Genomic DNA, 25,917 nt, shown 5'->3' with positions numbered 1-25,917 from the left:
ATTCGAAGGTCAGTAACCGCTCGTCGTCGGGCGCGTGGACCGAGCGAACACGAGATCTCAGCCGTAGATCTGCCGATTCAGGCTCGATGGCTTCGCGGAGAAGCGGGTACCCACGGTCCGGATGAAGTCGCCATAGGAGGGTGCGATCTCGGAAGAACAGGAGCACGTCGCGTGTGCGGCCGTCCAGTCGAATGGCGCGCAATCGAGCCCCGGAGAACGTGTCGTTCAACTCCGCGGCCAGGTGGCGGGTGAGGAGGGCGTCCCAGCGGATGGTCATACCCAAAGGTATGGTTGAGCCACCTGCGGGTGGAGGGCCTTACGGAAAGCTGGAGCCAGCAGGGCCAAAGGCATATCGTAGGTCCTCGACGTCAACTGTTTACCCAAGCCCCCACACACGTTGTCGAGCATCCATGAGATTGTCACGCGTGCCTCCGACGGTGATCTGCCTGCCTGGGCAGTTGCCGGTGACTCGCGCCGGGCGCACATGGGTCGCGTATCGACGCTCCTAGGTGCTTGGGCCGACCAGTTGGGACTATCGAAGGAGGACCGCGTCCGCTGGAAGGCCGTGGGCTTTCTGCATGATGCGCTCAGAGACGCGACACCCGAGGCCCTGCGACGTCGTCTGCCGCCGACGTTGGTTGATCTCCCGGATCCGATTCTTCATGGGCCGGCTGCAGCCGAGCAACTCCGAATCGACGGTGTGATGGACGGTGAACTGCTTAGGGCGATTTCGGGGCACACGGTTGGTGACCCTGACTTCGGCCTCATGGGCCGCGCACTCTATTGCGCGGACTTCCTCGAGCCTGGCCGGTCGTTTTTCACCGAGTGGCGTGAGGATCAGCGGGGGCGCATGCCTTCCGAGGTGAATGTGGTCGCGCGGGAGATCGCCGGGGCCCGGATCAGAAACGTGGTCGAGCGAGGGGGCACTATCTTGCCGCGGACGGTCGCGTTCTGGAATCGACTGGTCGAGGATGCGCTATGACGCGCGGCCGTCGAGTGATTCGTGATCAACGCCAAGCCTCCAGACGCATGAAGTTGGGTCGCGTCGGCGCTGTGGCCTTGCTGGTCCTCCTACTGGTCGGCGTCGGAGTCTTCTTCGTGGCTTCGGGCGGCGACCAAGAGCCGGCCGCTCAGGAGCCACAGGGCTGGACCAAAGGGCTCCTTCGGGTCGACGTGCGGAATGGCGGGGACGTGTCTGGCATGGCTGGATCGGCAACGCGGCGGTTACGGGCTGACGGCTTCGATGTCGTTCACTGGGGGAATGCGTCTGCCAGAGAACGAGGGCAGACTTCTGTTGTGATCGATCACGTCGGGCGGCCCGACATGGCTCAGGCCGTTGCCAAGGCTCTCGGAATCAGTAACGTCCAGTCCGATCCGGACCCGAATCTCTATGTCGATGTTTCCGTAGTATTGGGAAAGGAGTGGGACCCCGACGTGTCGTCGGAGGACGACGCCCCTGCTGGTAGCCGACCGTGGTGGCATCCCCGCTCGTGGTTCGGTAGTTAGCGACGGTCCTCGGAATCTCCATCGGGGATAGTCTGGTCACCAACGGAGCCCTGCGGGGACGTGAAGCAACCGATGGCGAAAAAGGACAAAGCGCAGGCAGAGGACGCCCCGAAAGTCGAGCCGTCCAGCACCCGGGAAGCTGCGGCCCAGCGCCGTAAGGATCGGGGGGTGGAACGCGATGGTGAACCCAACTCTGCCGCCGAGTGGACGAAGTCGATCGTCATTGCCGTGGCGCTGTTCCTTTTCCTCCGGACGTTTCTGGTTCAGACTTTTGTGATCACCTCCGGCTCGATGGAGGAGACGCTGTTGGTCGGTGACATGTTGCTGGTCAATCGGGTCGCTATCGGATCACAGATTCCAGGGATGAGCATCCGGATTCCCGGATACTCTCGGCCCGGCCGGGGCGATGTGCTCGTCTTCGATCCGCCGCATGAGGCCGACCTGATGCTGATCAAGCGTCTCATTGGGATGCCGGGCGACACGCTTCAAATGCGGAACCGTGTCCTGTACGTCAACGGTGAGGTTCAGGACGAACCGTACGCCATTCATGACGGTGACGGTGACGATGTCCATCCATGGATGGTCTGGCAGCGCGACCACCTCATCGGTGACGCGGACGGGCGAAGCTATGCGCCGACTCGAGATAACTGGGGGCCGCTCGTGATCCCGGAGGATCGATACTTCATGCTCGGGGACAACCGAGAGCACAGTCTCGACTCTAGGTACTGGGGACTGCTGGAGGGCTGGCGTCTCGAGGGCAGGGCGGTCTTCACCTACTACTCGTACAACAAAGATTCCTACCGGCCTTTTCCTGCACTCCGTGAGGTGCGCTGGGGTCGGATCGGTCGAGTCATCCGCTAGGGGCCGCTAGCCCCTTATGTCGGCGGCGAGTCCTCGCTGACGGCGGTCTTGTTCTCGATCTGAACCAGGGTGTGACCGCGTAACTGACCGCACGCCGCATCGATATCTCGGCCGCGGGTCTCTCGAACGGCTACGGATACCCCTAGTCGCTCCAGTCCTTCTGCGAATGCCCGAATCCGGTTGTTCGGTGACGGCCCCCAGTCTTGATAGGGGATCGGATTGAAGGGGATCAGGTTCACGAACGCGCGCACCCGGTTGGCCAGCGCAGCAAGCGGTTCGATCAGTTCGACGGCATCGTTCACACCGTCGATCATCGTGTACTCGAAGGTGATTCGTTTTCCTCCACCGTCATCGAATTGCTCAAGTGCGTGGAGCACTTCGGGGAGCGGGTGCCGTTTTTCGAGCGGAATCAACTCCCGGCGGAGTTTGCTGGATGGAGCATGAAGGGACAGGGCGAGCCGGAACTGCTCTGGACGTTTCGCCAGCTCGAGGATGCCAGGCACGACGCCGACGGTCGAGACGGTGATTCGGCGAGCGCCGACGCCGTAGCCCCCGTTCAGAATTGTTAATGAGGGATGCACCGCCTTTCGGTTTGAGAGCGGCTCGCCCATCCCCATGTACACGATGTTTGAAATCGGACCGTAGTTGTTCTCTTCGGCCCAGCGCCGTGAAGCCCGGTACTGGCTCACGATCTCACCCGCGGTCAGCTGTCGATCAAAGCCGCCCCACCCGGTTGCGCAGAAAGTGCAGCCCATGGCGCAGCCGGCCTGGGAGGAGATGCACAGCGTCAATCTGTTCTTCGCGGGAATCAGGACGGATTCGACGAGCTCTCCGTCTTCCAGGCGCCACAAATGCTTGACTGTGCCGTCTTTGCTGCGTTGGATTGTCTGCGCTTCGGCCTCCGAAATCCGGAAAGCCTCTCCGAGAGCGGTACGTTCATCCGCGGGCAGGTCGGTCATCTCGTCCACGGACTGGACCAGGCGCTCGAACACCCAGCGCTCGACCTGTCTGCTCCGATATTCGGGCTGCCCGCGGGACGCAAAATGCTCGCTGACGGCCGCTCTGAGAGCGTCGGGCGTCATGGAGAGCAGGTCAGGTCGGAACTCTTTTGGCATTTGTCTTGCTTGAATCGTGATTTTCAGCCGTTTAACTTAGCCGCCCAGCGACGGGTGACGTAGCCGCTCCGCGGCTTGCTCCGCCGAACAGGAAAAGAAGACCTAGTGAATCGATTCAGTGTATGGGCCCCCGCCGCCGCATGGGCAGCCGTCCTTTTTTTGTTGAGTGCGGTCCCGGACCTGCGCGCCGGGTCCGGGTTCGGAATTCCGTACGGTGACAAGTTCGGACACTTCGTGCTTTATGGGGTTCTGGGGGTTGCACTTGCATGGGGACGAAATCGTGCGCCGGGGGTCATTCCCCACGTTCTCCTGCTAGCGCTGGGAGCGCTCTATGGCATCTCCGACGAGTTTCATCAGATGTATGTGCCGGGGAGACAACCTGACTTCGTCGACTGGATTGCTGATGTCGTCGGGCTCTCCATCGGGTATGGAACGATGCTGGCCGTTCTGGGCCGGCTTCAATACGCCAAGGAAGTGAAGGAATCGCTGCAATGACGGACATCGACATCGAGAAGACCGAACTGCGGAGCCGGATGGTCGGCGGACTCCGTGCATCCGACGAGGGTGCGACGGAAACACTCGCAGGCTGGGTGCACAGACGTCGCGATCTGGGGGGACTGCTCTTCGTCGACCTCCGCGACCGCAGTGGGCTTGTGCAGGTCTCGTTCGGCCCGGACTGGACGGAGCCTGAGTCTATGGAACGGGCTCACACGATCGGCCATGAGGACGTGATTCTGGTCCGTGGTATCGTCGGGGCTCGCCCCGACGGGGCGCGCAACCAGGATATGGACACCGGGGAGGTCGAGTTTCGGGCTGCCACAGTCCAGATCCTGTCCGATGCGCGGACGCCTGAGATCCCGGTCTATCAGGCTCCAGAAGATGAGCTGCCGGCCGAGGAGCTCCGTCTGCAGCACCGTGTCCTCGACCTCCGACGCCGTGAGCTTCAAGAGAATCTCATCCTCCGGCACAAGCTCGTGCTTGAGGTCCGGAACTACATGGACCAGCACGGATTCATCGAGGTTGAGACTCCGATTCTGACAAAGGCGACACCGGAGGGGGCGCGGGACTACCTAGTTCCGAGTCGTGTTCACAACGGTGAGTTCTACGCTCTGCCGCAGAGTCCCCAGATCTACAAGCAAGTGCTCATGGTCGCCGGCTTCGATCGGTACTTCCAGATCGCTCGATGCTTTCGCGATGAGGACCTCCGAGCCGACCGTCAGCCAGAGTTCACGCAGATCGATGTCGAGGCGTCTTTCGTCGATGTCGAGGACATTCTGGTCTGGATTCAAAAACTCATGGCCCGCCTCGCTGGGGTCGCGGGGATTGACGCGCCCTTGCCGTTCCCTCGCCTGAGCTGGACAGAGGCGATGGAGCGCTACGGGTCGGATCGACCCGACCTGCGTTACGAGATCGAGATCCATGACTGGACTGAGGCCACGGCGAGCATCGACTTTGGCATCATTCGGAGTCAGGTAGACGCGGGCGGCCGTGTTCGTGGCTTCCACCTTGAGGGGGGGGCGAGGCTTTCTCGTCGACAGATTGACATCATCGAGAAGGTGGCCAAGGCTTCCGGTGCGCCGGGACTCCTCTGGGCGAAGTGCTCAGAGGAGGGGACTTCCGGACCGCTAGGGAAGTTCCTGGCGCCAGAGAACGCCCAGGCTATGGGGCTTGCCCCGGGAGATTTGGCACTCGTTTCCGCCGGGCCAGACTCCCTGACCTCGGTCACGCTCGATGCGATTCGAATCGTGGCTGCGGAAACCATGGATTTGCCGGTGGTGCGCGAGCACGCATGGTTGTGGGTGACGGATTTCCCGGTGTTCGATGAGCACAATGGAGCGCTGGCGGCGAGCCACCACCCGTTCGTGATGCCTCATGCTGATGACATCGAATTGCTCAAGACCGATCCGGCACGGGTTCGGGGCACAGCGTATGACCTGGTCTACAACGGAACTGAGTTTGGGTCAGGGAGCCTCCGAATTCACGACCCGGAACTTCAGCGAACCGTGCTGCGTGCCTTGGGGATCTCGGATGAGGAAATCGAGCAGAAATTTGGGTTTCTGCTAAACGCCTTGGCGGCAGGTGCCCCTCCTCACGGTGGCATTGCATTGGGCGTCGACCGTATCGTTCAGCGCTTCACGAACTCGATGAGCCTTCGTGATGTGGTCGCCTTCCCGAAGACGACGGCTGCACGGGCTCTATTCGAGAGAGCACCGACCAGGGTCGGTGCCGAAGAGTTGGACGCTCTCGGCCTGATGGTGCGAGCGAAGGACGAAGACGAGCAGGGAGCCCAGGCGCTCCCCGGAGATTGAATGGCGAACAGCGATACGATGGTGGAACACCGACTGGACACGGAGGGCGCTGACCCTCTGATGCTTGCGGGCGTCAATGACCGCAACATGCATGAGCTCAATCGGCTCTTTTCGGTGCGTGTGGTGATCCGGGGAAATCACTTGATTCTCTCCGGTGAGCTGCCCTCGGTGGAGCGCGCGGTCCCGGTTGCTCAGCACATGGTGGAGCTGGCGCGTCTTCGGGCGCCGTTCGACACGCCGGATATTGCTCGGTTCGCCGAGGGGGTCAATGCCCTCGGAGCCGACGGTATCGTCCACCCGGACGACGAGGTGAGGATTGCGCTTCCGGGATCTCGGAAGCTCATCGTACCGAAATCTGACGGGCAGCGGAGCTACATCCAGTCGATCCAGAGCAACGACGTCGTGATCGGCATTGGGCCCGCCGGGACAGGGAAGACCTACCTGGCTGTCGCAGCTGCGGTCGATGCGCTCTACAAGAAGCGCGTGAAGCGAATCGTGCTGGCACGACCCGCGGTTGAAGCGGGCGAGAACTTGGGCTTCCTGCCGGGCGATCTCCAGGAGAAAGTCGATCCGTACCTGCGCCCCCTGTACGATGCCCTCGAAGACATGATCCCGCTCGATCGAGTTAGGCGTGCACTGGAGGATCAGACCATAGAGATCGCCCCACTCGCCTATATGCGTGGGCGGACGCTGTCCGATGCGTTCGTCATCCTCGATGAAGCGCAGAATGCGACACGTGCTCAGATGAAGATGTTTCTCACTCGGCTGGGGTTGAATTCCCGTGTGGTGATAACGGGAGACACGACACAGATCGACCTGCCGCGGAAGTCGGATTCCGGACTTCTCGAAGTGGAGCAGATACTCGGTGGCATCGACGGGATCGAATTCGCGTATCTCGACGCGAAGGACGTGATCCGGCACAGGCTCGTGAAGGACATCATTCGGGCCTACGAGCGTGGTGACGACGCGGACGGTGAGGCGTCGGACTCGTGAGTCGGCGAAAGGAAGAGCGTCCCCTGTCGATGTTGAGGTCGCTTTCCGGTGATCCGGGCGCGTCGCTGGGTGCGCGCGTGCGCCATCATGGGGCTCGCGTGGCGCTGCTAGTGGCGCTCTCCGGCATGGTGACGGTGCTTTTCCCGCCAGTCGAGGGAATGAACGTTACGCCGTACTCGGAGGGGATGGTCGCCCCCGAAGATGTGATCTCTCTGATTCGCTTCAGCGTCCCCAAGACGGCTGCGGAACTCGAGCGCGATCGGCGAGAGGCGGCGCAGGCTGTTCCGCGGACCTTCGACCAGCGTCCCGTCGCGGGTGACTCCGTCGCGGCTCGACTCGGGCGCTTCTTCGACCGTCTCGACACTGCTGCCGTGGCGGGAGACACACTGGGGATGGGCCGCATTCTACAGATGAGCCGCATCACGGCGGTCCCGTCACAGATGGAGTACCTGCTGGACGACGACCTGCGGGCCACGCTCAGAGTCGCCGCCCGGACCGCCGCGACCGAAGTTATCCCTCGCGGTATGCTGGACCCGGCCGAACTGGCCACGGTCACCACCGATCAGATTTACGTTCGCACCGGGGTCGATACCGGGGAGAAGACGCGGCAGGTCAGTGATCTTCGAACCTCTCGGGATTTCTATGTGGAGGCTGTGTCGCTCCTGCCACTCGACTTCCCTCCGGAATCTCAAGATCTGCTGCGACTCATCCTGATTTTCCATCTCGAATACAGCCTGGTCCCGAACGTCGTCGCGACGGAACGCGATCGGAGCGCGGCCACTGGATCGGTCGCAATGACCAAGGGTGATGTTTTGCAGGGTGAGGCCATTGTTCGCGCGGCTGACCCAATCGGACCCGAGACACTCGAGCGCCTCGATGCCTACGAGAACGCCCTGCGGGACGCCGGGATGCTCGAGGGCGAGGGCCCATTGGTGGCGGCCGTCATCGGCTCTTGGCTGCTGGCGTTCATGCTCCTGGGGATTTTCGGACTACTGCTGCTGTTCAGTCGCCCGCAGGTCTATGCGAATTTCCGATGGCTTATCATGCTTTCGCTGCTGACGGCTGCCTACTTCGGAGCGGCGTACGGTATTGCCCGCGCCGATCTGTTAACAGAGTTGCTTCCCATCGCTTTCGTTGCTTTGCCGGTGGCCGTGCTGTGGGACACGCGGATGGCACTTCTGCTCGTGCTCGTTCTGGCTGCGATCACCGGGACACTTCCCGCTTTTCCTTCTTACGGCACAGTCCTTGTCGTCATGGGGGGTGGGGCGGCTGCCGCCATGAGTGTGCGTGCCGTCCGACGGCGATCGGAGACCTGGGTGTCTATCGCGATTATCACGGCCGCTGCGAGCCTCGTGTCCCTCGCCTGGGGCCTGTCCATGTCACTCCCGCTTATCACGGTCGCGCGTGGGACGATCGCGATAGCTGCAAATGCGACGGTATCCGCATTGCTGGCGGTAGGCTTCCTATGGGTGTTCGAGTTGTTCACCGGGATCACCACGGACCAGACGCTTCTCGAATGGGCTGACCCCACACGCCCACTGCTGCGGCGCCTTTCGATGGAGGCGCCCGGGACCTACGCACACACCATCAACGTGGCGAATCTCGCCGAAGCGGCGGCGACCGAAATTGACGGGAACGGCCTGCTGTGCCGGGTCGGCGTGCTATATCACGATGTCGGCAAGATGCTGAAGCCGCACTACTTCGTAGAGAATCAGCCCGCCGGCCGGAACCCGCACGACAAGCTCAAGCCGGAAACGTCCGCCTCGATCGTACGGGAGCACGTCACAGAGGGAGTTCGTCTGGCCCGAGAGGCGAAGGTCCCTGCGGTCGTCACTCAGTTCATTCTTGAGCATCACGGCACGCAGAGGGTCGGCTTCTTCTACCAGAAGGCGCTTGAAGAAGCAGACGGTGATGTTGATCCGGCCCGTTTTTGCTATCCGGGACCGAAGCCTCAGTCGAAAGAGGCCGCGATCGTCATGCTGGCCGATTCTTGTGAGTCTGCGGCCCGTGCCATGGAGGACCCGACCTCTGACCGGATCCGAGACCTGATCAACATGGTCGTGGAAGGTAAGATCGCGGACGGCCAGCTCAATGAAGCACCTCTGACGCTCGAGGAGGTCGCCCGCGTGAAGGAGCAGTTCGTGAAAATTCTGGGCGGGGTCGTGCACCGAAGAATTGAGTATCCGGAGACGCGGCATCTCACAGATCAGAAGAACGGGGCAGATCAGGCGGCCGCCGAGGACGATACCGAGGCAGAGCCCTTTGAGGCTGGCGTTACGGTGACTGCAGTCGACCGGAAATCCGAAGAGAGTTGATCGTCCCCGGTGAATGAGTTCGAAGTCGTCGTCAACACCGGGAACTTCCCGGGTGTCGACGACGCACTTCTCGAGCGAGCGGTGGCGCATGCACTGATCGACGCAGGAGTAGATGGGGGCGAGGTGAGCATCACCCTGCTGGACGACCCCGGGATCCGTGAAATGAATCGCGAATATCTCGATCGGGATCGGACAACTGATGTCATCGCCTTTTCGCTGGACGAGGAAGCTCTCATGGGAGACGTCTACCTCGGCTTCGACCAGGCGACTCGGCAATCTACTGAACTCGGGATTAGCTTGAGTGACGAGCTGGCGCGCCTGGCCATCCACGGCACCCTCCATGTGCTCGGACACGATCATCCCGATGGCGCCGAGCCGAATGAGAGTCCGATGTTCGTGCTTCAGGAGCGCCTGCTCGGCGAGGTTCTCACGATCTGAAACGCGGACCGAGGTCCTGTCCTGATCGGGGTGTGAGTGCTCCGAACCGTGGGTTGCTTCGGTTCGAGTCCGCCGGGATCTTCAAGGACTCGGTCGGACCCGCTCTGGATCCGATTCTTCGCCCTCGCGCACGAGAGACCCGATGAAACCTGTCCGCGACGACAACGAGGCGGTGCAGGGCCGAATCGAGGCCCTATTGGCCGAGAGCGACCTCGCTGCTGCTTCGTTGTTGGTGGGCGATCTTCATCCTTCTGACCTCGCTGACATCGTCGAGCGACTTGAGGACAGGTATCGGGTCGCGTTCCTGTCGGCGCTGCCCACAGAGGTCGCGGGAGAGACCCTGGCCGAGATGGAGCACGGCGAGGACCGCGGAGACCTGCTGGCCGCGCTTACAACCGAGAAGGGAGCCGAACTTCTCGAAGACCTCGCAGACGACGACGCCGCCGACCTGATTGGCGAACTCGAACCGCCTGAGCAGAAGAAGCTTCTGGATGCGCTGCCGGACGAGACCGCCGGATATCTGATTGGGCTGCTCCAGTACGACGCGGAGAGTGCAGGCGGGCTCATGACTCTCGACCTCGTCGCGGTCGAGGGATCTGTGTCGGCGGCTACGGCTCTGGAACAGGTGCGGCTTCAGGGCCGCGAGGTCGAGGAATTCTACACCGTGTTCGTGGTTGACGGCAGCAGGCGGCTGCTCGGCACGTTACGCCTGGACGACCTGGTCATTGCCGACCCGTCGTCGAGCATCGATGGCCTCGTGACCGAGCCGGTCGCGACCGTCGACCCCCACGACGATCAAGAAGAAGTCAGTCGGCTGATCTCTCGTTACAACCTGGCGGCGATCCCGGTGGTCAGTCCCGATGGGCATCTCCTCGGGCGCATCACGTTCGATGATGTAATTGATGTCCTAGAGGCAGAGCAGACAGAGGACATCCTCCGACTCGCTGGTATTGCGGACGAGGATGAACTGAGACACAACTGGGTTGAGTCGGTTCGCACCAGGCTTCCCTGGCTCGTTCTCAACCTCGTGACTGCTTCACTCGCGGCGCTGGTCATTCTGGTATATGAGGACGTCATTCAGCAGGTGATTACGCTGGCGTTCCTCGCTCCGATCATCGCCGCTCTCGGCGGGAGCTCCGGCACACAGTCGCTTGCGATCACAATTCGCCGCCTGACCATCGAGGGGCCCGGAGGCGCGCATGGCTTCGTGCTGAAAGAGATCCTGATCGGTCTTGTCATTGGTGGTGTGCTCGGCGTTGGGATCGCCGTGCTCGCGATTATAGTCGACGGGAGTCCGATGCTCGGCCTCGTCGTGATGCTCGCGATGTGGGGCAACCAGGTCGTGGCCGGCTTCGCCGGAGCTTTCGTACCGGCAACTCTCGACCGGATAGGGGTAGATCCGTCTGTTGCCTCATCGGTCTTCGTTCACACACTCACGGATCTGTGCGGATTCTTCCTTCTTCTGGGGCTCGCGTCGAAGCTCTTGCTCAACTGAGCGCATCGCCGCGCCTCGGTCGGGCTATGCGCGCTGAGTGTCCACGATGAGCAGACGAAGACGATCGCTGTCGGTGCTGCGACGGCTGACCCCATTCGCGATCGCGTTTCTCCGTGATCGCCGTTCCTGCATTCTGTTCGGCCGGCCGGCTGTGCGTTCGGTCGAGCACCACGCCAAGAGGGCGGAGAAGCTCTCCGGCACGCTGGCGAAACTGGGGCCTACGTTCATCAAGATCGCTCAACTCCTGAGTGCCCGGGCCGACATTCTGCCTGAGCCCTACTTGTCTGAAATTGCTAAGCTACAGGACCGGGTCCCCCCCGATTCAGCAGAGGCAATTCGCCGCGTCATCGAGGCAGAACTGGGTTCTCTCACGAGTGATCTCTTCGAGACGTTTGAGGACGAGCCGATGGCAGCAGCCAGTCTGGGGCAAGTGCACCGAGCGAGGGTTCACGGGCAGGACGTGGTCGTAAAGGTGCTGCGGCCCGGGGTCGAGGCGTCCGTCGCCCTCGATCTCGACATCTCCTTCCGACTCCTTTTTTGGCTCAACATCGCGTTCCCGAATCATCATGTGAGGGGCCTCACAAACGTCGTTCGTGAGTTCTCGGTTCGCGTCAAAGACGAGATGAATTTCGAACAGGAAGCGTTGAATGTGGCCCGCTTTCGGGCAGCCTTCGCGGACCAGCGTAAGGTGCGTGCGCCGAGAGTGTTCGACGAGTTCACTCGACGTCGAGTACTCGTCATGGAGCGGATCGAAGGAACTAAGATCGATCGTCTGCACGCCCAGTTCGAGTCGGGACGGCTTTCGTTTCGACAGGTCATGGAGACGCTGACCAACGTCTATCTCAGGATGATGATGGTCGATGGCTTCATGCATGCGGACCCTCACCCCGGCAATCTTCTGGTGGAGAAGGACGGCACGCTCGTCGTAATCGACTGGGGCTCGGTGCTGGAAGTGCCACGTTGGACTCGTGAATCGATCCTCGGTGTCGTACTCGCGTTGGGCCGCGAGGACATCGACGCTGTCATCAACGAGATGTATCGACTGGGGATGATCAGCGCGGAGGTGTCCCGAGGCGAGATTCGCGAGGCCGCCACCGAGATCTTGCGCATCGTGGATCGGGCTAAGACTACGAACCACTCCGTCATCGTGAACGACGTGATCGCGGAGTTGCTCGACACCTTCTACACGTGGCCGCTCGTCCTGCCACAGGATCTGGTCTACTTCTTCCGCACTGCGGCCCTTATCGAAGGCTTGGCCTTCAATTACGACCGGCGATTCGATGGGCTCTCGTTCATCCGTGGCGTGGTGATGGAAAACAAAGTTGAGCTGCTGAAGATGACCCATAGGCAGCCCGCGCAGATCGCCAAGAATTTCGTGGAGGAGTCTCAGTCAGTCGTGCGATCCGTGCGGGACCTTGTGACGCGCGCTGAGCGTGAGGAGCTTCGCGTCCGGGTTCATCCCAGAGATATTCAGGCCCAGGAACGCTTTCTGCACCTTCAGGCCCGCCGGCTCCTGCTCAGCATTTTCGCCTCAGTCACCGCGGTGATTACCTCGATTCTTTTCATAGCGTTGAGGAATTGGTGGCTGCTAGGGTTTGGCCTGCTCGCAGCACTCATCATGTTCATCGTTGTGCTCTTCATTCCGACTCATCTTCTCGAGAATCCTCTTCGACATGCACGCGGCATCCGGCCGGATGAGCGACGGTGACGCGGCGGGGATCTGACACCATGGTGTCCAATGCTTTGAATCCCGCGGTTGCCCAGACGCTAGAACGCTTTCGGGAAGGGAAGACGCTCGCTCTCGCCCGCGCGATCTCAATCGTAGAAAATGAGCGAGAGGGTTTTCAGGAACTGCTCCACACCGTAATGGAGACGGGCCCGAAGGCGATGAGGGTGGGGCTCACCGGACCCCCGGGGGCCGGCAAGTCCAGCCTTGTAGCGGCGATCGCAACGGCTTATCGAGCGGCAGAGGAGCACGTCGGAGTCGTGGCGGTAGACCCGACGTCGCCCTATTCAGGCGGGGCGTTGCTGGGCGACCGAATTCGTATGAATGACATCGCGACGGACCCGGGCATCTTCATCCGGTCGATGGCGACCCGTGGCTCACTGGGTGGCCTGGCCACCACGACCAAAGAAGTGGTTGACCTCATGGACGCGTTTGGGTTCGACCGCGTCCTGGTAGAAACGGTCGGAGTCGGCCAGACCGAGCTTGAGGTGACCGCAGCAGCCGACACGGTGGTCGTGGTGCTCGTCCCGGAATCGGGCGACGCCATTCAAGCGATGAAAGCGGGCCTCATGGAGATTGCCGACATCTTCGTGGTGAACAAGGCGGATCGGCCCGGCGCGCCCAAGCTGGTCAAGGAACTCAGGCAAGCGCTGCACCTCCGTGCCGGAAGCGCCATGAGGGACGTTCCTGCCCATCACGGTGTTGATCTGAGTCGAGTCTTGAAGAAAGAGCAGGACACGGACGCCCCGGCGCCCGAGCCGAATGGGTGGGAGATTCCGGTCCTGACGACAACTGCTCTCACCGAGGATGGTGTTCCGAAGCTGCTCGAAACGATCGAGTCGCACCGGATGTTCCTGACGGAGAGTGGCCAGCTTGCGTCCCGGAGACGAGAACGGGCTGCGATTCGCATCCGCGATGTCGTCGACCGCGAGCTGCGCCGAGTAGCGTGGCGGTCCCCGGAAGCAACGGTGTTGCTCGAGTCCGGAGTGGAGCGGATCGCGTCCGGCACCGGAACACCCTATTCGGCGGCGCGCGAAATTCTTGAGACACTACTGCGCTGATTGCCAGCCGGAACGAGAGCGGATAGCGGCATAACCCCTGCGCTCACATCGAAAACAGCGGTATCTTCCCTAGAGTTCGAAGCATTCAGGAGTAGATATGTCGACCATCGAAAAAGGCTTACTGGACCGGACGCAGCTCGAAGGCCGTGTTCAGGACCAGGCGGACGAGATCGCCCGCCTGAAAGCAGAGCTCTCGGAGTGGGAAGAGACGTACGACGACACGCCAAAGCGGGACGCCCTGTTCACGAGCGTCTCTGGACGTGAGGTCCGGCCGCTCTATACCGAGTTGGACGTCACCGGAGAGGGAGAAGACCTCGGATACCCGGGCGAATACCCGTTCACACGCGGGCCGTACTCGACGATGTATCGCACGCGACTCTGGACCATGCGTCAATTCGCGGGTTTCGCGACCGCTGAGGAGACGAACGAGCGCTATAAGTACCTGCTGGCGCACGGGCAAACCGGGCTGAGCGTCGCCTTCGACTTCCCGACCCTCATGGGATACGACTCTGACCACCCGCGCTCGCTTGGTGAGGTCGGGGTGTGTGGTGTCGCGATCTCGTCGCTGGCGGACATGGAACGGCTGTTCGACGGAATTCCCCTCGATCAGGTTTCGGTCTCCATGACCATCAACGGACCTGCCATCATTCTCTTCTGCTTCTACGTGGCAGCGGCGGAGCGACAGGGAGTCGATGTCAGCGTGCTCCGAGGGACGGTGCAGAACGACATCCTGAAAGAGTACCAGGCGCAGCACGCCTGGGTGTACCCGCCCGAGCCTGCATTGCGGTGCATCGTCGACATGTTCGAGTGGTGCAGCGAGCACACACCCAAGTACAACCCGATCTCGATTTCCGGATACCATATCCGTGAGGCGGGCTCTACCGCCGTCGAGGAGCTGGCGTTCACCCTTCGCAACGGCTTCGAGTATGTCGAGCGCGGGATCGCGCGCGGACTGGATGTGGACAGTTTCGCCCCACGGCTCTCGTTCTTCTTCGATGTGCACAACGACTTCTTCGAGGAGATCGCGAAGCTCCGTGCGGCGCGTCGAATCTGGGCTCGTGGCATGAAGGAGAAGTACGGGGCGAAGAACCCGGACTCGTGGCGCCTGCGCACTCACTGCCAAACGGCAGGTGTCAGCCTCACCGCGCAGCAGCCAGAAAACAACATCGTTCGCGTCGCGTACCAGGCGATGGCCGCCGCCCTCGGTGGGACGCAGTCCCTTCACACCAATTCGATGGATGAGACGCTCTCTCTACCGACGGAGAAAGCGGTTCGCATCGCGCTTCGGAGCCAACAAATTCTGGCGTATGAATCCGGCGTCGCGAATACGATCGACCCGCTGGCGGGTTCTTATTACGTCGAGTCACTCACCGATGAACTTGAGCGCGAGGCCCTTGAGCTGTTCGATGAAATCGACGCGATGGGGGGCGTGGTCGCCGGTATCGATGAAGGTTGGTTCCAGCAGGAGATCGCAGCTTCGGCCATGCGCCAACAGCGTGAGATTGAGTCGGGCGACCGGGTAGTCGTTGGTGTGAACCACTTCACCGAGGGGTCGGGGAAGCTCGAGATCGACATCCTCAAGCTCGATCCGCAGATCGAAGAGCGGCAGGTCGCGAAAATGGCCGAGATGCGCGACGCCCGAGACGGCGAGCATGTCGCCGAGACACTCGCTGCCCTGACGGCAGCCTGTGGAACTGACGAGAATGTCGTCCCCAGAATTCTCGACTGCGCTCGAGTGTATTGTACTCTTTATGAGATCCGCGCCGCGATGGAAGAGGTCTTCGGTGCGTACAAAGAGCCCGTATTTTTCTAGGTGAATTAAATTCATGTCTGACGAACGAAAAATCAGAATCCTCGTCGCCAAGCCCGGCCTCGATGGTCACGATCGTGGAGCGAAGATCATCGCAAGTGCATTCCGGGATGCCGGATTCGAGGTGATCTATACGGGTCTGCATCAAACACCTGAGATGATTGTGAGCGCGGCCGTGCAGGAAGACGTCGACGTCGTTGCTATGTCGGTACTGTCTGGGGCCCATATGACGCTTTTCCCCAGGGTGAAGGCGTTGCTCGACGAGGAAGGGGCAGACCAGGTACTGCTTACCGGGGGTGGCATCATCCCGGAGGACGATGTGACGGAGCTCGGGACTCGCGGTATTGGGCGGCTCTTCGGTCCCGGGACGACCACGTCCGATGCAATCGCGTATGTGACGGAATGGTTTGCCGCCCAGCGATCGGTTTCGTGACTGGTGTCGCCAAGGAGGCTTCCGGTCGCCTGGCATCTCTTTCCGCTGAGCTTAAGGAACTCCGGGCCCAGATACGTGAAGGGGGTGGCACCAGGCGCGTAGAGCGCCAGCACAAGCAAGGGAAGCTCACGGCCCGTGAGAGGGTTGACCTTCTCCTTGACGAAGGTGCCCCGGCAGTAGAGATCGGGATGCTGGTGGCGCACGACCTGTACGAAGGCGAGGCGCCCGGCGCAGGAGTCGTAACCACGGTCGGGCGCGTCGAGGGCCGGGAGGTCGTCGTCGTCGCAAACGATGCGACCGTGAAGGCCGGATCCTGGTGGCCGGAAACGATCACGAAAATTCTGCGGGCTCAGGAAATCGCGATGCGCTGCCGCGTCCCGATTGTCTACCTCGTCGACTCTGCGGGGGTGAATCTCCCGTATCAGGGAGGCGTTTTCCCGGGACAGTATGGTGCCGCGCGCATCTTCTACTACAACTCGATTATGCGTCGCTACCTGCGGATTCCACAGCTGGCCGCGGTTATGGGCCCGTGCATCGCGGGTGGGGCGTACCTGCCCGCTCTGTCCGACGTCATTCTCATGGTGGAAGGCACGTCGTTTATGGGTCTGGGCGGCCCTAACCTCGTAAAGGGTGCCACTGGACAAGTGGTCGGCTCGGAAGAGCTCGGAGGCGCCCAGATGCACACTCAGCTCAGTGGTGTGGCCCACTACATGGTGCCCGACGACCAAGCGTGCATCACCCGCCTTCGCCGACTGGTTTCGGAACTGCCGGTCGAAGTCCCAGTGTCCGACCGCATGGCGACGCCACCGAAGCGACTGGCGTACGATTTGTACGATCTCCTTCCGGACGATCATCGGCAGCCGTATGACATCCGAGAGGTCCTCGACTGTATTCTCGACGGCGAGGGGCTTGACGAATTCCAGCCTGAACATGCAGGCGAAATGATCTGCGGAACCGGTTTTCTGGACGGAATCCCTATCGGAGTGATTGCCAACGCTCGCGGCATGTTCAAGCCCGCCAGCGGAGGCGCGCCTCACTTTGGTGGCATCGTGTATACGGAGAGTGCCCGGAAGGTGGCGTACTTCATTGAGACCATGAATCGTCACAAGACGCCCCTGCTCTTTGTGCAGGACGTGTCCGGTTTCATGGTGGGTACCGAGGCGGAGCACTCGGGTATCATTCGGGCCGGTGCGGACTTCGTGGAAGCCATGGCCACGGCTACGGTCCCGAAGCTCGTCCTGACGCTCAATCATGCTTCGGGGGCGGGTTACTATGCTATGGCCGGCCAGGGCTTCGACCCCGACTTCATTCTTTCCCTCCCCACCGGCCGGATGGGTGTCATGGAAGGCTCCAGTGCTGTGATGGCCCTGTTCAGTGGCCAACTAGACAAACTCAAAAAGGAAGGACTCGTGCCTGACGAGGATCTGACAATGAAGATGGACGAGGTGCGCGCCGAGTATGATCGTCAGCTCGACGCCCGTTTCGCGGCTGCTCGAGGATTTGTGGATGAGGTCGTGCTTGCCGAGGAGCTGCGACCGGCGCTCGGGCTACTTCTGCGCGCCTCGGGACAGAACCCGGGCCCGCATATTGGTGCGTTCCAGATCCCTGAAGGGGTGCGATGAGCCAGTCCGCGGGGCGAGACGGAAGCCTGGTACGGATCGCGAGTGGGCAGGGGTTCTGGGGCGATGATCCCGAGGCTCCGGTCCGCCAGGTGCAAGGCGGAAATATTGACTACCTCATGCTCGACTATCTGGCCGAGGTCACGATGTCGATCATGCAGAAGCAACGGGCGAGGGATCCGGAAGCCGGATACGCGCGTGACTTCGTTCCTTTGATGGAACGCATCTTCGCCAAGTGTGTCGAGGATGGTGTTCGAGTCGTGACCAACGCCGGAGGGGTAAATCCGGATGGATGTGCGGATGCGCTGGTCGAGGCGGGCCACCGTGCCGGGGTTTCGGGTAAGGCCAAGGTCGGACTGGTTACCGGAGATGACCTGATGGGTCGGCTCGATGAGCTGCTTGATTCCGGGCACGACCTCTCGAATATGGAGACCGGCGAACCGCTCTCGGTGATTCGTGATCAAGTCCAGAGCGCGAATGCATACATCGGGGCTGCGCCCATCGTCGAGGCCCTCGGTCTCGGAGCGGACGTCATCGTGACCGGTCGCAGTACCGACACAGCGCTCACCTACGGTCCCTTGGTTCATGAATTCGGGTGGTCTTCGGACGACCACGACCGGATTGCTGCAGGTGTCGTGGCCGGGCACATCAATGAGTGTGGCGCCCAGTGCACAGGAGGAAATTGCCTCATCGACTGGTGGGACATCCCCAATCTGGCCGCAGTCGGCTTCCCGATCGTCGAAGTGAGTCCGGATGGGACCTTCATCGTTACGAAGCACGCTGGAAGCGGGGGCAAGGTGACCCGGGCATCCGTCGCCGAGCAGATCGTCTATGAAATGGGTGACCCTGTGACCTACATCACTCCGGATGTCGTCGCGGACTTCACCACAATCCATCTGGACGATCAGGGCAACGACAGGGTGCGCGTACACGGGATCAAGGGAGGGCCACGTACGGACTTCCTCAAAGTGTCGATCGCCTATGCAGGCGGATGGAAAGCCACCGGTACGCTCACGTATTCGTGGCCCGATGCAGCCGCGAAAGCGACGGTCGCAGACAAGATTCTGCGCGAGCGCCTGGATCGACTCGGACACACGTTCGATGAGATCCGGACCGAACTCGTTGGTTGGGATTCCACACACGGACCCCTGGTGGGTCCGCCCCCCGCCGACATCCCGGAAGTCCAGCTCCGGGTCGGAGTACGTTCCAGTGACCGCGCTGCCGTAGAGCGCTTCTCCCGAGAGATCGCTCCGCTGGTACTCACCGGCCCTCCGTCGGTGACGGGCTTCGCGGGCGGTCGGCCTCGAGTCCAGGAAATCATGGCGTACTGGCCGGCGCTTCTGCGTCGCGAAGTCGTCGAGGACCACCTGAAGGTGGAGGTTCGTGACGTATGACTCGCATCCAAATGGTCCATCTCGCCCACACCCGGTCAGGCGACAAGGGAGACACAGCCAACGTAGGGGTCATCGCGTACGACGCCGCGCACTTCGATCTCCTCCGCGAGCAATTGACTTCGGAGGCAGTGAAGGAGCATTTCGGCTCGATGGTCAAGGGGCCTGTCGAGCGCTTTGAACTACCAAACTTGAGCGCACTCAATTTTCTGCTCCACGGTGCGTTAGGCGGTGGGGGGACGATGTCGCTGATGAACGACGCTCAGGGCAAGGTCTTCAGTACCGCCCTTCTCCGCATGGAAGTGGAGGTGTCTGAAGAGGTCGCTGCGGCGACGTCGGGACGTGGGCGGATACCGGAGGGATGGAGCCCCAAATGACCCTCGACTCGCTTCTCATCTATGATGTGGCCGATAGCGTAGCGACCCTGACGCTGAATCGTCCGGAGAAGCGCAACGCCCTGAACGGGGCTCTCGTAGCTGCGCTGAAGAGAGGTGTCGCTCGAGCAGTCGACGAGGATGCGGTCCGCGTGGTCGCGCTGCGTGGCGCTGGAAAAGACTTTTGTTCTGGTGCTGATCTCGCTGAGCTCAAGAAGATCTCAACCATGGGCACAGCGGAGAACCTCGAAGACGCACGTTCGCTCGGCGCTCTCTTTTCTCAGATCCGGTCCTGTCCAAAGCCAGTGGTCGCCGTGGTCCACGGTCGTGCACTGGCCGGTGGTTGTGGCCTCGCGACGGCCTGCGATCTCGTGCTTGCGACGGACGACGCGATGTTCGGATATCCGGAGGTGTACCTCGGCTTCGTTCCCGCGCTGGTGATGACGATTTTGCGCCGTAGGATGGGCGAGGGAAGGGCCTTCGAGCTTGTTGCTCAGGGCGACCGGTTCGATGCGGTGCGAGCAGAGACCCTCGGGCTCGTGAACCAAGTATGGCCAAGCGCCTCATTCGAGACGGAGGCCCATGCCTATCTGATCGCGCTGGCGAGGAAGCCCGCTTCAGCTCTGGCTCTGACGAAATCGCTTCTTTATGAGCTCGACGGTCTGGACTTCGCTTCCGGCATGGAAAGGGCAGCAGAAGTGAATGTTGAGGCTCGGGTGACAGGGGAGTGCCGAGATGGAGTCCGGCGCTTCCTCGAGAAGTCGAAGGACTGACCGTCCGACGATGAGGGGAGGCCGAGGCAGTCGCGACGACCAGTTTCTCGAATGGAAGATCGGGATCTTCTCGATCGCGGCGGCTGTCGGGCTCTCGGGCATATTCTTTGAAAAACGCTGGATTACAGGCGTGGCGCTCGCATTGCTCATGTCCGCGATGCTTCTGAGATTCCTTCCCGTGCGTGCAACGGACCCGGCGGTGGATGATGGGCATGACGAAGCTGACATGAAGGACGACTCTCTTTCGTCGGACTAGCCTGAGGCGTAAGGCCGGCTCCCGCATCCCACCGCCCGGGACTCTCCGACACCCTTCTTCATGGTGTCGCCCCCCCTGTTCTTCGCGCGGCACTCGGGTACCCGAGTGCCGCACCGGCCGCCATAGTCGCGTTGTTGGGTACCCGGCCGGAGACATGGCTGTGTCTGACGTGCCGGACGGGCTGCTGGGCGCACTGGACCGTTCAGGAGGCATCCGACGCGTGGTTCCGGTGTGTCCATGACCAGTAGAACCCACGCTGCTCGACAGTGCCCTTGACGCACCGGGTAGGGTTTTTCCGTAAGGCGAATCTCGATTCGGCGGCGCATCGCCGTCGCCATATATTCGCCAAACCTGATGCCGTGGAAGAGTTTGCACGGACCCGCGAATGCCGCCGAAAAGTTCTTTTACGCTACTTTGGTGAGATCATAGTGGAAGATTGTGGACTCTGTGATCGATGTGGATGCGACTTCATATCGGGAATGCCTGCCGTTGATGGATAGATATCTGACCGCCGAGCACATCGCTCTTCGTGAGCGTGTGAATCGGTTTGGACATGAGGCGATCGCCCCGGTGGCTCGTGAAATTGACGAGACCGGAGAGTTCCCGTGGGAGAACATCAAGGGCATGGCTGAGATGGGCCTGTTCGGTGTTCCCGTACCGCGTGACCTCGGGGGAATGGGCCTCGACTATCTGAGCTACATCCTCGTCGTTGAGGAACTCGGAAAGTTTGACGCGAGCCACTCGATTACCGTTTCCGCTCACACGACGCTCGGTCTCTCGCCGATTCTCTCATTCGGGACAGATGAGCAGAAGCGGGCATTTGTTCCCGCGCTCGCGTCGGGAGATGTACTCGGCGGATTTGGGCTGACCGAGCCGGGGGCCGGTTCAGACGCCTCGGGCACGCGGACGAGGGCTGTTCGGGAAGGGGATGGATATCGGCTCAATGGATCCAAGATTTTCATCACGAACGCAGGCGTGGGTGAGATCTTCGTAGCGACTGCGGTCACAACACCCGGTCGGGGCTCCAAGGGGATCAGCAGCTTCATCGTGTGTAAGCCGACGGTCGACCTCGCGCGTGCCGAGACGCTCGACTACGGCCACCGGAGCGACCTCCCGTTCGCGGAGGGTTTCCGGGCTGGTGAGAAAGAGGACAAGATGGGCTGGCGGGCGTCTGATACGCGCGAGCTGCATTTTGAGGACGTTTTCGTCCCTGAGGCACACCGCCTCGGCGAGGAAGGCCAAGGCTTTACAAATTTCATGAAGACGCTCGATGCCGGCCGTATTGGTGTCGCGGCGCTCTCGCTCGGGATTGCGGAAGGCGCTCTTGATACGGCCGTTCGTTACACGAATGAGCGCGAGCAGTTCGGTCAGCGCGTCTGGGACTTTCAGCAGGTTCAGTTCAAGCTGGCTGAGATCGCGACGGATATTGAAGCCGGACGCCATCTCACCTATCACGCGGCGTGGCTCAAGGATCAGGGGCAGCCGTTCGGAAAGCAGGCCGCCATGGCGAAGCTCTTCTGTTCTGAGCTTTCCATGCGCGCGACGCTCGACGCGATCCAAGTAATGGGTGGCGCTGGGTACACGAGTGACTACCCGGTGGAACGGATGATGCGTGACGCAAAAATCTGCGAGATCGGTGAAGGAACGAATGAGATTCAAAAGATCGTCATTGCGCGCACAATGCTTCGCGAGATGATGACCGAACCACAAATGGCAACAACACCGGGCGCGGCTAGGGAGCCGGCCGGTGTCTAAATGAACTAAGGAACGTTGGTCCAAAGCGGTCGGGGTGTGCGTCTGAAGTTTTACGGGACGACGCCGCTCTACTGCGCCTGGTAGACACCGGAATTTGGTGGTCGCCGAGGCTGCACGTTTTCGTTTTTCGCGACGAGCAGCCCCGGGACGCCCAAGGTGCCGGTGAGGGTCAAAGGGCTGACCAGACAATTGGAGGACACAGTTTGAGGAGAGAAATCCTCGTGAGCTCGAACCCACAAGAATCGTGGGTCGCGCTCCGTGAAGACAACAAATTGGTCGAGGTCATGTTTGACCGCCCCGATCAGAATCGGGTCCTTGGCGACATCTTCCTTGGGAAGGTCGACGCCGTGCTTCCGGGCATTCAGGCTGCTTTCGTTGACATCGGGACCGGGAAAGCAGGATTCCTGCACGTTTCCGATCTGAATCTTGGAGACGAGGACGAGGGCAGTGGAAAAGGCCGCGGTCGTGGACCTCGGCGCAGTCGCCAGCTCCCGCCGATCCAGGATCACATCCGGAAGGGCCAGACACTCCTGGTGCAGGTCACCAAGGAGGCGATCAGCACGAAGGGGCCCAGATTAACCGCGCAGATTTCTCTGCCGGGTCGATTCCTAGTGTACATGCCTCAGGCATCACGAGTAGGAGTCAGCCGCAAGATCGAGGGCCGAGACCAGCGTACCAAGCTACGGAAGATGGCTCAGAAGATTCTCCCGGATAACTCTGGTGGAATCATCGTACGCACGGTTGGAGAAGAGGTCACTGCGGAGAAGCTCGAGCGCGAGTTCAAGCGACTTCACGAGCGTTGGAAGGAAATCGACGCGGCTGCAAAGTCGAAGAGCGCCCCGGCTGCTGTGAATCGGGAAGCGACTCTGATCAGCGGCGTGATCAGGGACCTGTTTACCGACAAGTTCGAAGCTCTTCGCGTCGACTCTCAGGGTGCGTACGACGAGATCGTCGACTACGTGAAGAATGTCGACCCTGACCTGCTCGATCGGGTCCACCGGTACCAAGGCTCTTCATCCCTCTTTGACGAATTCGGAGTCGAGGAGGACATCCAGAAAGCCTTCCGTCGTAACGTCCGACTCAAGTCCGGCGGGAGTCTGGTGATCGAGCCGACCGAAGCGCTGGTCTCCATCGATGTGAACACCGGTCGCTTTACTGGGAAGGGCAAGAAGGACCCTGAAGAGACGATCGTGAAGACGAACATGGAGGCGGCTGGTGAGGTGGCGAAACAGCTTCGCCTGCGAGACGTCGGCGGGATCATCGTCGTCGACTTCATCGACATGGAGTCCCAGTCGAACCGCGACAAGGTGCTGAGAGAATTGCGCTCACACCTGAGCCTTGACCGGGCGCGTACGAAGGCGTTCGAGATTTCCCATCTCGGTCTGATCGAAATGACCCGCCAGCGTGTGCGGCCGTCAGTGTTCAATTCTCTCACGTCGATCTGTCAGTCGTGTGGCGGAATCGGCCGGGTGTATACGCCAGCGACGGTGGTGCGCCAGATCGAGCGGACGCTCAAGCGAGCCGCGTCATCAAACGAGGAGAAGAGTATCGTCGTTCGGGTGCACCCCGAAGTCGCGTTGCGAGTCATCGAAGAGGAGCCAGGTTTGCTCAAGCGTCTTATGGACAAAACCAGCCTGGACCTTCGACTCCGAGACGATCCGCTGATGCGGCTGGACGAGTTCCGCCTCCTTTCCGGAACCGCGGAGAACGACATCACCGACAAGTACGCGGCCTGATCAGAGAATTGACGATCTATACGTCTTGACCCCCCCGCGGGTCCTTTCGACATTTACTGGCTCTGCACCGAAGTCCGAGCCCAATTGGGAACTCGATATGTACGCCGTTTTTCAGACAGGTGGTAAACAATTCCGGGCCGAGCCCGGTAGCCGCTTCCGGATTCCTTCGCTCGAAGTGGAGCCAGGAGATTCAGTGACGTTCGACCACGTTCTTCTCGCCGGTGACGGCGAAGAGAAGGTGCAGGTCGGTGCACCCACCGTGGACGGTGCTTCAGTGAAAGCTGAAGTCCTGCGCCACGGCCGCGCAGACAAGATCATCGTGTTCAAGCGGAAGCGCCGGAAGGGTTACCGGAAGAAGCAAGGACACCGCCAGAACTATACGGAGATTCGAATCGAGGAAGTCGCGCTCGGTTGAGCGTAACTCGATTCTCTCAATAGAAGGGGTATTCAATGGCACATAAGAAAGCTGGTGGTTCGAGCAGGAACGGACGGGACAGCAACCCGAACCGTCTTGGCGTGAAGCGAGCTGGTGGTCAGCCAGTGCGAGCTGGTGGCATCATCATCCGTCAGCGCGGCACGCGAGTTCACCCCGGTCGCAATGTCGGTCGAGGCAAGGATGACACTCTGTTTTCTCTCATTGATGGCGTCGTGACGTTCGAGCGCATGAGGGCCCGTAGCGTCGTTTCAGTTTACGCCGCAGAGTAGTTCCCAACGCTTATAGGAGTCCGGCCCGCGGCATCACAACGCGTGGCCGGACTTCTTTGTATATCTGCGCGTGGTTGCGCAGATGGAACGCCCGAGCCGATTCCGGATCTTTGATCTCAGAATCCTGATTCTCCGCTATTACGTGCGGAGATGAAAGGGCGACAATAGAAGGAGGACGGCGATGTCTGCCATGAACCTTCGCGGGCTTGATGTCCGTGTCGATAGATGGGATTCCCTTGTGGAATCTGAGCAGGATCGGAGGGTTGAGCTTTCGCGAATCCGTTGGTTAGGGCCGCTTCTGGTCGTGCCGCTGCTGGCGGTGTTCCTCCTCTGGATTGGCCAGGATCCGGCGCTACGAACCGCGACGCTTGAGGCAATTGTCTCGCCCGTGCCGGCCGCGCCGACGATCCCCCTCGAAATGAACCCGCGTGTGGAACGTTGGGTGACCGCGTTCGAAACCACGCGGCGGGAAGAGTTCGATGCGATGCTGCGTCAGCGCGAGGTCTACGCCGACATGATTCGCGGGAAGCTCCGGGATCGGGGCATGCCGGAAGGACTGCTCTATCTCGCGATGATCGAATCCGGGTTTTCCCCGCTCGCGGTATCCCGAGTGTCCGCTGTGGGTATATGGCAGTTCATGGGTCCCACGGCACAGCAATACGGGCTCCGTGTCGACGCCTATGTCGATGAACGAAAAGATCCGATTGCGGCCACGGATGCTGCTCTGGACTACCTGGCGTGGCTCCATGACCGCTTCGGCGGTTCGTGGTACCTCGCTGCCGCGGCGTTCAACGCCGGTCCGGGGCGCATGGAGCGTATTCTTAATCGGCACGCTGATGGTCGTTTCAGCGTGGAAGAGAGCTATTGGGACGTGCTCGAGTATCTGCCGCGCGAGACCCGCGAGTATGTGCCGAAGATGATTGCGGTAACCATGCTCGCGAATGATGCGGATGCGCTCGGTTTCGACGCGTCCGACGTCCTGCCGTATCGGTACGAGAACGTCTTCGTGCCCGGAGGAACAACGCTGCAGAGCGTGGCTGCAACGCTCGACATCGGCGTTACTGATCTGGTAGCCCTGAATCCGCACCTGTTGAAGGGTGTTACGCCGCCATTCGAGATTTATGGCGTGCGGATCCCGGTTGGTGGGAGTGCCCAGGTAATCGCAGGAATGTCTGGGAAGCTTCCGGCCCGCCTCGCGGATGACGACTAGTCGCTAAGGGCAGTGTTGAGGTGCAAACGGGGTCGG

At 61.0% G+C, this 25,917-nt stretch carries 24 protein-coding genes and 1 pseudogene; 23 read left to right on the top strand and 2 right to left on the bottom strand.

Annotated elements, in window-relative coordinates:
- Nucleotides 1-277, bottom strand: a 277-nt coding sequence (locus OSA81_10325) for a hypothetical protein (protein ID MDE0899402.1), incomplete at its 3' end; no start/stop codon positions are given.
- A gap of 120 nt (nucleotides 278-397) precedes the next feature.
- Between OSA81_10325 and OSA81_10320 the strand changes: the two genes are divergently transcribed.
- Genes OSA81_10320 through lepB form a run of 3 tightly spaced genes read left to right on the top strand, consistent with a single transcriptional unit; the run spans nucleotide 398 to nucleotide 2,367 of the window.
- Entirely contained in the window at nucleotides 398-982 is a 585-nt protein-coding gene (locus OSA81_10320; protein MDE0899401.1) for a hypothetical protein, read from the top strand.
- Entirely contained in the window at nucleotides 979-1,506 is a 528-nt protein-coding gene (locus tag OSA81_10315) for a LytR C-terminal domain-containing protein (GenBank protein ID MDE0899400.1), read from the top strand. The genes OSA81_10320 and OSA81_10315 overlap by 4 nt, the downstream gene beginning before the upstream one ends.
- Nucleotides 1,507-1,566: 60 nt before the next feature.
- A complete protein-coding gene (gene lepB / locus OSA81_10310) occupies nucleotides 1,567-2,367 on the top strand; it encodes a signal peptidase I (protein MDE0899399.1) in 801 nt (266 codons plus the stop codon).
- Nucleotides 2,368-2,381: 14 nt separating this feature from the next.
- Here lepB and rlmN read toward each other — a convergent pair whose 3' ends face one another.
- Nucleotides 2,382-3,482, bottom strand: a complete 1,101-nt coding sequence (rlmN, locus tag OSA81_10305; protein ID MDE0899398.1) for a 23S rRNA (adenine(2503)-C(2))-methyltransferase RlmN — start codon at nucleotides 3,480-3,482, stop codon at nucleotides 2,382-2,384.
- Nucleotides 3,483-3,587: 105 nt separating this feature from the next.
- On the opposite strand from rlmN, the gene OSA81_10300 reads away from it, so the two are divergent.
- The 20 genes and pseudogenes from OSA81_10300 to OSA81_10205 all read left to right on the top strand — a co-directional run bounded on the left by OSA81_10300 (nucleotide 3,588) and on the right by OSA81_10205 (nucleotide 25,881).
- A complete protein-coding gene (locus tag OSA81_10300) occupies nucleotides 3,588-3,977 on the top strand; it encodes a VanZ family protein (protein ID MDE0899397.1) in 390 nt (129 codons plus the stop codon).
- A complete protein-coding gene (gene aspS, locus OSA81_10295; GenBank protein ID MDE0899396.1) occupies nucleotides 3,974-5,791 on the top strand; it encodes an aspartate--tRNA ligase in 1,818 nt (605 codons plus the stop codon). The genes OSA81_10300 and aspS overlap by 4 nt, the downstream gene beginning before the upstream one ends.
- Complete coding sequence (locus OSA81_10290; protein ID MDE0899395.1) at nucleotides 5,792-6,784, top strand: PhoH family protein; 993 nt, start codon at nucleotides 5,792-5,794, stop codon at nucleotides 6,782-6,784.
- The gene (locus OSA81_10285; protein ID MDE0899394.1) at nucleotides 6,781-9,099 is read left to right on the top strand and encodes an HDIG domain-containing protein; all 2,319 of its coding nucleotides are present in this window, start codon (nucleotides 6,781-6,783) and stop codon (nucleotides 9,097-9,099) included. The genes OSA81_10290 and OSA81_10285 overlap by 4 nt, the downstream gene beginning before the upstream one ends.
- 9 nt (nucleotides 9,100-9,108) lie before the next feature.
- Complete coding sequence (ybeY, locus tag OSA81_10280; GenBank protein ID MDE0899393.1) at nucleotides 9,109-9,537, top strand: rRNA maturation RNase YbeY; 429 nt, start codon at nucleotides 9,109-9,111, stop codon at nucleotides 9,535-9,537.
- A 142-nt stretch (nucleotides 9,538-9,679) separates the two neighbouring features.
- Nucleotides 9,680-11,032 carry a magnesium transporter gene (gene mgtE, locus OSA81_10275; GenBank protein MDE0899392.1) on the top strand — a complete coding sequence of 451 codons (1,353 nt, stop codon included), beginning with the start codon at nucleotides 9,680-9,682 and terminating at the stop codon, nucleotides 11,030-11,032.
- 46 nt (nucleotides 11,033-11,078) lie between these two features.
- A complete protein-coding gene (locus tag OSA81_10270; protein MDE0899391.1) occupies nucleotides 11,079-12,740 on the top strand; it encodes an AarF/UbiB family protein in 1,662 nt (553 codons plus the stop codon).
- Nucleotides 12,737-13,819 carry a methylmalonyl Co-A mutase-associated GTPase MeaB gene (gene meaB, locus OSA81_10265; protein ID MDE0899390.1) on the top strand — a complete coding sequence of 361 codons (1,083 nt, stop codon included), beginning with the start codon at nucleotides 12,737-12,739 and terminating at the stop codon, nucleotides 13,817-13,819. Before OSA81_10270 ends, meaB begins: the two co-directional genes overlap by 4 nt.
- A gap of 97 nt (nucleotides 13,820-13,916) precedes the next feature.
- A complete protein-coding gene (locus OSA81_10260) occupies nucleotides 13,917-15,632 on the top strand; it encodes a methylmalonyl-CoA mutase family protein (protein MDE0899389.1) in 1,716 nt (571 codons plus the stop codon).
- A gap of 13 nt (nucleotides 15,633-15,645) precedes the next feature.
- Entirely contained in the window at nucleotides 15,646-16,062 is a 417-nt protein-coding gene (locus OSA81_10255) for a cobalamin B12-binding domain-containing protein (protein MDE0899388.1), read from the top strand.
- Nucleotides 16,032-17,684, top strand: a complete 1,653-nt coding sequence (locus OSA81_10250; GenBank protein MDE0899387.1) for a hypothetical protein — start codon at nucleotides 16,032-16,034, stop codon at nucleotides 17,682-17,684. Before OSA81_10255 ends, OSA81_10250 begins: the two co-directional genes overlap by 31 nt.
- Complete coding sequence (locus OSA81_10245) at nucleotides 17,681-19,075, top strand: DUF1446 domain-containing protein (GenBank protein ID MDE0899386.1); 1,395 nt, start codon at nucleotides 17,681-17,683, stop codon at nucleotides 19,073-19,075. Before OSA81_10250 ends, OSA81_10245 begins: the two co-directional genes overlap by 4 nt.
- Nucleotides 19,072-19,449 carry a hypothetical protein gene (locus tag OSA81_10240; protein MDE0899385.1) on the top strand — a complete coding sequence of 126 codons (378 nt, stop codon included), beginning with the start codon at nucleotides 19,072-19,074 and terminating at the stop codon, nucleotides 19,447-19,449. The genes OSA81_10245 and OSA81_10240 overlap by 4 nt, the downstream gene beginning before the upstream one ends.
- Complete coding sequence (locus OSA81_10235) at nucleotides 19,446-20,219, top strand: enoyl-CoA hydratase-related protein (GenBank protein MDE0899384.1); 774 nt, start codon at nucleotides 19,446-19,448, stop codon at nucleotides 20,217-20,219. The genes OSA81_10240 and OSA81_10235 overlap by 4 nt, the downstream gene beginning before the upstream one ends.
- Nucleotides 20,220-20,229: 10 nt before the next feature.
- The gene (locus OSA81_10230) at nucleotides 20,230-20,475 is read left to right on the top strand and encodes a hypothetical protein (GenBank protein MDE0899383.1); all 246 of its coding nucleotides are present in this window, start codon (nucleotides 20,230-20,232) and stop codon (nucleotides 20,473-20,475) included.
- Nucleotides 20,476-20,967: 492 nt separating this feature from the next.
- A pseudogene (locus tag OSA81_10225) lies at nucleotides 20,968-22,164 on the top strand (acyl-CoA dehydrogenase family protein).
- A 287-nt stretch (nucleotides 22,165-22,451) separates the two neighbouring features.
- Nucleotides 22,452-23,966, top strand: coding sequence for an Rne/Rng family ribonuclease (locus OSA81_10220; protein ID MDE0899382.1), 1,515 nt, complete (start codon nucleotides 22,452-22,454; stop codon nucleotides 23,964-23,966).
- Between the two features lie 97 nt (nucleotides 23,967-24,063).
- The gene (rplU, locus tag OSA81_10215; protein ID MDE0899381.1) at nucleotides 24,064-24,381 is read left to right on the top strand and encodes a 50S ribosomal protein L21; all 318 of its coding nucleotides are present in this window, start codon (nucleotides 24,064-24,066) and stop codon (nucleotides 24,379-24,381) included.
- 35 nt (nucleotides 24,382-24,416) lie between these two features.
- On the top strand, nucleotides 24,417-24,671 hold the full coding sequence (gene rpmA, locus OSA81_10210) for a 50S ribosomal protein L27 (protein ID MDE0899380.1): 255 nt from the start codon (nucleotides 24,417-24,419) through the stop codon (nucleotides 24,669-24,671).
- A 181-nt stretch (nucleotides 24,672-24,852) separates the two neighbouring features.
- The gene (locus tag OSA81_10205; GenBank protein MDE0899379.1) at nucleotides 24,853-25,881 is read left to right on the top strand and encodes a lytic transglycosylase domain-containing protein; all 1,029 of its coding nucleotides are present in this window, start codon (nucleotides 24,853-24,855) and stop codon (nucleotides 25,879-25,881) included.
- Nucleotides 25,882-25,917 lie beyond the last annotated feature (36 nt).

It is taken from the genome of Longimicrobiales bacterium (assembly GCA_028823235.1).
Taxonomy (GTDB): Bacteria; Gemmatimonadota; Gemmatimonadetes; order Longimicrobiales; family Gaopeijiaceae; genus UBA2589.
Note: the sequence above shows the minus strand (reverse complement) of the source record. Positions and strands in the feature narration are given on the sequence as shown.

Excerpts from the sequence above, each read along its gene's own strand:
- OSA81_10315 (MDE0899400.1), top strand. The coding sequence starts at position 979 with ATGACGCGCGGCCGTCGAGTGATTCGTGATCAACGCCAAGCCTCCAGA.
- rlmN (MDE0899398.1), bottom strand. The coding sequence starts at position 3,482 with ATGCCAAAAGAGTTCCGACCTGACCTGCTCTCCATGACGCCCGACGCT.
- aspS (MDE0899396.1), top strand. The coding sequence starts at position 3,974 with ATGACGGACATCGACATCGAGAAGACCGAACTGCGGAGCCGGATGGTC.
- OSA81_10290 (MDE0899395.1), top strand. The coding sequence starts at position 5,792 with ATGGCGAACAGCGATACGATGGTGGAACACCGACTGGACACGGAGGGC.
- mgtE (MDE0899392.1), top strand. The coding sequence starts at position 9,680 with ATGAAACCTGTCCGCGACGACAACGAGGCGGTGCAGGGCCGAATCGAG.
- OSA81_10270 (MDE0899391.1), top strand. The coding sequence starts at position 11,079 with ATGAGCAGACGAAGACGATCGCTGTCGGTGCTGCGACGGCTGACCCCA.
- OSA81_10260 (MDE0899389.1), top strand. The coding sequence starts at position 13,917 with ATGTCGACCATCGAAAAAGGCTTACTGGACCGGACGCAGCTCGAAGGC.
- OSA81_10255 (MDE0899388.1), top strand. The coding sequence starts at position 15,646 with ATGTCTGACGAACGAAAAATCAGAATCCTCGTCGCCAAGCCCGGCCTC.
- OSA81_10250 (MDE0899387.1), top strand. The coding sequence starts at position 16,032 with ATGGTTTGCCGCCCAGCGATCGGTTTCGTGACTGGTGTCGCCAAGGAG.
- OSA81_10245 (MDE0899386.1), top strand. The coding sequence starts at position 17,681 with ATGAGCCAGTCCGCGGGGCGAGACGGAAGCCTGGTACGGATCGCGAGT.
- OSA81_10240 (MDE0899385.1), top strand. The coding sequence starts at position 19,072 with ATGACTCGCATCCAAATGGTCCATCTCGCCCACACCCGGTCAGGCGAC.
- OSA81_10235 (MDE0899384.1), top strand. The coding sequence starts at position 19,446 with ATGACCCTCGACTCGCTTCTCATCTATGATGTGGCCGATAGCGTAGCG.
- OSA81_10230 (MDE0899383.1), top strand. The coding sequence starts at position 20,230 with ATGAGGGGAGGCCGAGGCAGTCGCGACGACCAGTTTCTCGAATGGAAG.
- rplU (MDE0899381.1), top strand. The coding sequence starts at position 24,064 with ATGTACGCCGTTTTTCAGACAGGTGGTAAACAATTCCGGGCCGAGCCC.
- rpmA (MDE0899380.1), top strand. The coding sequence starts at position 24,417 with ATGGCACATAAGAAAGCTGGTGGTTCGAGCAGGAACGGACGGGACAGC.
- OSA81_10205 (MDE0899379.1), top strand. The coding sequence starts at position 24,853 with ATGTCTGCCATGAACCTTCGCGGGCTTGATGTCCGTGTCGATAGATGG.